The 6,492-nt window shown below is 42.4% G+C and carries 5 protein-coding genes; 2 read left to right on the forward strand and 3 right to left on the reverse strand.

Translation table 11 applies throughout. The annotated features are described in order from the left end of the window. Positions 1-198: 198 nt before the first annotated feature. From B4K26_RS10440 to serS, 3 genes are all read right to left on the reverse strand, one after another. A complete protein-coding gene (locus B4K26_RS10440) occupies positions 199-792 on the reverse strand; it encodes a hypothetical protein (RefSeq protein WP_296245384.1) in 594 nt (197 codons plus the stop codon). Between the two features lie 54 nt (positions 793-846). Further along, positions 847-2,856, reverse strand: a complete 2,010-nt coding sequence (gene tkt / locus B4K26_RS10445) for a transketolase (protein WP_296245385.1) — start codon at positions 2,854-2,856, stop codon at positions 847-849. A gap of 248 nt (positions 2,857-3,104) precedes the next feature. Then, positions 3,105-4,391, reverse strand: a complete 1,287-nt coding sequence (gene serS, locus B4K26_RS10450; protein WP_296245386.1) for a serine--tRNA ligase — start codon at positions 4,389-4,391, stop codon at positions 3,105-3,107. A gap of 511 nt (positions 4,392-4,902) precedes the next feature. Between serS and B4K26_RS10455 the strand changes: the two genes are divergently transcribed. Next, positions 4,903-5,568, forward strand: coding sequence for a YcxB family protein (locus tag B4K26_RS10455; protein WP_296245387.1), 666 nt, complete (start codon positions 4,903-4,905; stop codon positions 5,566-5,568). A gap of 373 nt (positions 5,569-5,941) precedes the next feature. Further along, complete coding sequence (locus B4K26_RS10460) at positions 5,942-6,427, forward strand: Dps family protein (protein WP_296245388.1); 486 nt, start codon at positions 5,942-5,944, stop codon at positions 6,425-6,427. The last annotated feature ends 65 nt before the right edge of the window (positions 6,428-6,492 follow it).

Below are 6,492 nucleotides of genomic sequence, written 5' to 3' on the forward strand. Positions count from 1 at the left end.
GGAAATATGCATGGCATGGGTCGATTTTCTTTAAAAGCTTCGCTCGGCGCTCGTCCCTCGCCCACACGTTTTAATTATGAGGATTTAAGAGAATTATTATTTCGTTTATTTGGATTTCTACCTTCTGAGTCTTGTAGCTCATACTATCGGTGACGTTCATTACGCTAGCTGATGTGTCTAATAAGTTAACAGACATTATTATTTTATTCGAAATAATTCCTCATAGCACTGGCAAATAACTGCTAAGCAGCTTTCTAAGAACTTATCATCAACATAAATTAAAGTCTCAGTTTCTGAGACATCACCTTCATTTCTAAAATATGAATCAGCAGGTGTAATTTCGAACGGTAAACTATCTTGCTTCTCTAAGAGCTCTGTATAAGAATGACCTTTTCCATGCTTTAATACATTAATAGCGTAGTAAAACTCTTCAAACCTTATGAGTAATTCCGTATTTCTATCTTTTTCAAGTCGTCTTTTTAGCTCTTTAAAAGCTGAACCTTTTTCAATTTTTAATTCATTCTGAATTACTGCTTCGAATAGTGAAAATAGTCCTATAACGAATATAGCTCTTTCCCATTGCATCTTTTGAAGATTTATCACTAATCTAGTCGAACCTGATTGTTGAAGCTCCTCATAAATCAGGTTTTCGATTCTATTAAAATTTTCAATGTGTGTTTCTGTACTTTCAGATATAATTTGAACAAATCTTTGCATCATTATTTTCCGTAGTGTTTTTAACAGAGAATAACTCAAAAGACCAAAAAGAACATCATAAAAAAGAGCTGCCAAATTACTCCAGCAGCTCTCATATAAACTCAAGAAATAGGTGTAAGCTTAGATTAATTAGACCAAACTATTCACCGCATCAATCACCGCTTCAGCAGTAATGCCGAACTCTTTATAGAGCTCGTCCGCAGGCGCTGACTCGCCATAAGTAGTCATTCCGATAACTTTACCATCAAGACCAACAAACTTATACCAATAGTCGACATGCGCAGCTTCTACTGCTACGCGAGCGCGGATATTGGCTGGCAATACCGCTTCACGGTAGCTCGCATCTTGCTCCATAAAGATTTCTGCACATGGCATAGAAACGACACGAACACCAACGCCATTTTCGCTAAGCGACTTATGCGCTTGCATAGCAAGACCAACTTCTGAACCCGTGGCGATGATGATTGCTTGTAATCCTTTATCACTGCTGCCCTGCTCTTTCGCTAGGACATAACCACCTTTAGCGATATTAGCGAGTTGATCGCTGTCACGTGCTTGATGTGGCAAGCTTTGACGGCTAAAGATAAGCGCAGATGGATTGTTTTCTGACTTAATTGCTTCAACCCAAGCGCTTGCAGATTCGGCCGCATCACAAGGACGCCATGTCCGAAGGTTTGGTGTCGTTCGTAAGCTCGTTAATTGCTCGACTGGCTGATGCGTTGGGCCATCTTCACCCAAACCGATTGAATCATGGGTGTAAACATGAATCACACGCTGCTTCATCAATGCGCCCATGCGCACCGCATTACGCGCGTACTCCATAAACATGAGGAAGGTTGCCACGTAAGGGATAAAGCCGCCATGCAGCGCGATACCGTTGGCAATCGCGGTCATACCAAATTCACGGACACCATAATAGATATAGTTGCCGTCGCTATCTTTCTCGATACCTTTGGCGTCTTTAAATAGCGTGAGGTTTGAGCCTGCAAGATCTGCTGAACCACCTAGTAGTTCTGGTAATAATGGCTGCAAGGTATTGATCGCATTTTGACTGGCTTTACGACTGGCGACATCACCGCCCTGTTCTTGAGTCTGCTGAATATAGGCTTGTGCTTGGCTATCAAAGTCAGCAGGCAACTCACCATTTAAACGGCGTATTAGCTCAGCTGCGAGCTCTGGATAGGCCTTTTTATACGCTTCAAAGTCAGCGTCCCAGTTCTTTTGTTGAACGTCGCCTTTGGCTTTGGCATCCCATGCTTCATAGATTTCGTCGTCTAATTCAAACGGCGCATGAGTCCATGCTAAAGCGTCACGAGTCAAGACGATTTCATCATCACCAAGTGGCGCACCATGACTCGCTGCTAAACCTTGCTTGTTCGGACTACCAGCACCAATCGTCGTTTTACAAATAATTAAGCTTGGTTTATTGGTCTCAGCAATTGCTTGCTCAGTGGCTTTGGTAATTTCATCGGTATCATGACCGTCAACTTTAATCACTTGCCAGCCATAAGCTTCAAATCGCGCTTGCGTATCATCAGTGAACCAGCCTTCGACATCGCCATCAATTGAGATGCCATTATCATCATAAAAGAATACTAATTTACCAAGACCTAACGTGCCCGCTAATGAGCAGACTTCATGGCTGATACCTTCCATCAAGCAGCCATCACCTAAGAACGCATAAGTATGGTGGTCAACGATATTATGACCATCACGATTGAACTGCGCCGCTAGTGTCTTCTCTGCAATCGCAAAACCAACGGCATTAGCGATGCCTTGACCTAGTGGACCCGTCGTGGTTTCAATACCTGGGGTATAGCCAAGTTCAGGATGGCCTGGGGTTTTTGAATGCAACTGGCGAAAGCCTTTTAAGTCATCGACACTGACATCGTATCCCGTTAAATGCAGCAATGAGTAAATCAGCATCGAGCCATGACCGTTTGACAATACAAAGCGGTCACGGTTATGCCATTGCGGGTCAGCAGGATTGTGCTTTAAAAATTTGCGCCACAACACTTCGGCAATATCAGCCATGCCCATCGGCGCACCTGGATGTCCAGAGTTGGCTTTTTGAACCGCGTCGAACGACAGTACACGGATGGCATTGGCAAGTTTGCGTTCATTAATTGGGGTCGGCATAGCGTGTCCTAATATTCGAATGAAAAGTATGGAGCATAAAAGAAAGGGTTACTCAGAGGGCAATCCATCAGAAGATAGACTATAAAAGCAAAGTGTAATATTAACATATTTGCTATCAGGCAATCTAAAAATGCGCTGACAGAAGCGTTTGTATTTAACAATTATTCGTATCAGTTTTATTAAACCAATACGTATGAAAAAACCGCGAGTCAGTAATTGACCCGCAGTTTAGATAAAAAATTAATTTTTTAAGCTGAAATGGTTTCAACACCGCCCATAAACGGACGCAATACTTCCGGAATCCTGATACTGCCATCGGCGTTTTGATAATTTTCCATCACCGCAAGCAAGGTACGACCAACGGCCAAACCTGAACCATTTAGCGTATGCGCTAGACTGGTTTGCTTGCCATCTTTCACTCGCGTGCCCATTCGGCGGGCTTGGAAATCGCCGCAGTTAGAGCAACTTGAGATTTCACGATAAGTATCTTGGCTTGGTAACCATACCTCGATGTCATAAGTCTTTTGTGCTGCAAAACCCATATCACCAGTACATAATTTGACCACGCGGTACGGCAGATTTAGCTGCTGCAAAATGTACTCAGCTTGACCCGTCATCGCTTCGAGCAAGTCATCTGATTGCTCAGCCGTAGCAATATTAACCATCTCAACTTTTTCAAACTGATGCTGACGAATCAGACCACGGGTATCACGACCGTGCGAACCTGCTTCACTACGGAAACACGGCGTATGCGCGGTAAACTTCAACGGCAGCTCTTTACTATCCAAACGCTCACCACGAACCAAGTTGGTCATCGGCACTTCCGCCGTTGGAATCAGATAAAAATCAGTGCCCTCATTATTGGTATGATTGGTCAATTTAAATAAATCATCTTCAAACTTTGGCAACTGACCCGTACCTTTTAAACTCTCAGAATTAACGATATAAGGCACGTAGGTTTCAGTGTAGCCATATTTAATGGTATGAGTGTTGAGCATAAACTGAATCAGGGCACGGTGCATTTGCGCAAGCTGACCTTTTAACACGTTAAAGCGGCTACCTGTTAATTTTGCAGCAGCTTCAAAGTCGAGCATACCAAGCGTCTCGCCAATATGAGTATGATCTTGAATCTCAAAGTCAAACTCGCGCGGCGTTCCCCATTTGCGCACTTCGACGTTATCGTCTTCTGACGTACCAACCGGCACATCGGCGGCAGGGATATTTGGAATTTGCATTGCCGCTTGGCTAATACGCTCTTGCAGGGTTCGCAGCTCATCTTCGGCTGTTTTAATCTCGCCACTGACACTTTGCATCTCAGCCAACAACTCGCTAGCATCTTCGCCCGATTTTTTTAGCACGCCCACTTGCTTAGCACCAGCGTTACGGCGTGATTGCAACTCTTCGGTTTTAATTTGCAAGGACTTACGTTCGTTCTCGATACTTTGCCAAAACGCCATATCAAGCGAATAACCACGTGTGGCCAACTGCTGTTGTAAATCTGTTAAATCACCGCGTAAGAGTTTTGGGTCAATCATAATAGTTGCCTATAGCGCCAAAAGTGAGTAAGAAATAAAAAGAAGAAAATAGTAGCAAGGTCATATTGCAACAATGCGAAATAGCGCGCAAAGCCTTACAATGTTGTTATAAAGCTGAGTGATAACGCCATGTCAATTATAAGAATAAGTCGGAGCCGCTATCATACCAAGACCGAGCAGATTTGACCATGTTTTGGCTAAATTTTGCTTAAGCTTTGGCTGGGTTTTAACGAAGTCGCTCGTGCTTTCTATTGCATCTTTACTCAGCAAATATGCGACTATATAAGACGCATAATTCCATTATTAACCGCGAGACCGTTTCGACAATATTATAAATAGCCGTGCTATCGATGAACAGCGCTGCTTATATGTTTCATTTAAGAGCAGTTTTCGGTAAGATAAGCGCATATCTTTATTCTACTTCCCGCCAAGCATCGCTAAGTATGGCATCGCAGCTTCGCTTTGGCGCTTTTCATCCCACTCTTTTAACACAAGTATCTGAGAAACCTTTATGGCCCTGTACCCCTACACGCTTCAACCTGTCGCCTTAAACCTAACCGAGGCCGAATTTCACCAAGCACAGTATGAGCTATTTGCCAGTGCCAGCCCGTCGTTTGGTCTGTCGAGTATTAAGATGAAAGAGTGGATTATTATGGCGGTGGTCGTCATTTTAGCCATCGCTGGCTTAGTCTTTTTGACCGGTTACTCAACCATTATCTTTTGGCTCATGTTAGCGGCGGTGGTCATTTATCTATTGGTGCGTACCCTTGGGTTTAAATGGTATGTCAAAAAAGAGTTTGAAAAACAAGTGGCTGACCAAGAAATGCCTGATGAGATGCGCCAAATGAAGTTGGGGGTGCAAAAGCATGGTCTGGTCATGGCAATGCCGGTCAATCAGCCTGATATGTTTAATAGCAATCAGATGCGCGGTATGCAAATGCGCGCTAGTAGTACTCAGCAAGCGGTCATCCCTTGGAGCGCTGTTAAAAGCTGGGATGAAACCGATGACTATATCTTTATGATGTTTGAGTTAAAAGGTCAACAAGGTAGCCAAATCATTCCAAAACGTTTACAAGCACAGAAATTCCCAATTGATACGGTACGCCAGCACCTACAAGAAGTGATTGCTGTTAAAGGCCTAAATCCTGAGAATCTACAACCTCCTACAAACGTATAAATGTCACTTTCATAATGACGCAGCTGATAGGGTTATTACGATTAAGTATGATTCTGGATGACATTTGAGTCTTATAAAATAGTTTGAATAGCATAGAACCTATGGTTTCGTTAAATCAATCGCAAAATTATATTAATTGAATTTAACTAATCGTAGCTTCTTTGCTATTATAATAAGCATCAACAAGAAACAGATAGAAGGTTTAGGAAGTATAGAAAGCGTATGGCAAACATAGCATTAATGAGCGTAGCAATGAAGAATACGTCTTGCTACACGCTTAGACTGCTATACTGGGCTTAGTAATTAAAGTCTGAGTTTATAAAACTGAAAAACCTATCTATTAAATCTACACTCAAACTATAAGGATAATATTATGAGTAATACTAATAACGTAACCAACCAAATTGGTCTAGAAAAAGCAGATATGAGCGAAGTGATTGCTAAGCTAAACGGCTTATTATCAAGCTATCATATGTTTTACATTAACGTACGCGGTTATCACTGGAACGTAAAAGGTGAGCATTTCTTCACCTTGCATCCAAAATTTGAAGAGCTATATATCGCTCTACAACTACAAATTGATGAAATCGCTGAGCGTATTTTGACGTTAGGTGGTACACCGCTCCATGCTTATAGCGACTTTAGCCAACACACCAACATTCAAGAAGATAAAAACGTCAAAGACGGTAACGCCTGCGTCAAAGGTGTGGTCACTGGCCTACAAACTCTTATCGAAGAACAGCGAGAAGTATCAGCGTTAGCAGAAAGAGCGGAAGACCAAGGTACAGCGGACTTAGTCGATGAATACGTACAGCAGCAAGAAAAGCTCATTTGGATGTATAATGCTTTTTTAGGCTAATAAAGGCTTATTACTAAAATCAAGAGCAAAAAAAAGCACCTAAATTGAACTGAACCCCATAAGTT

Source organism: Psychrobacter sp. UBA6766 (genome assembly GCF_002453355.1).
Taxonomy (GTDB): Bacteria; Pseudomonadota; Gammaproteobacteria; order Pseudomonadales; family Moraxellaceae; genus Psychrobacter.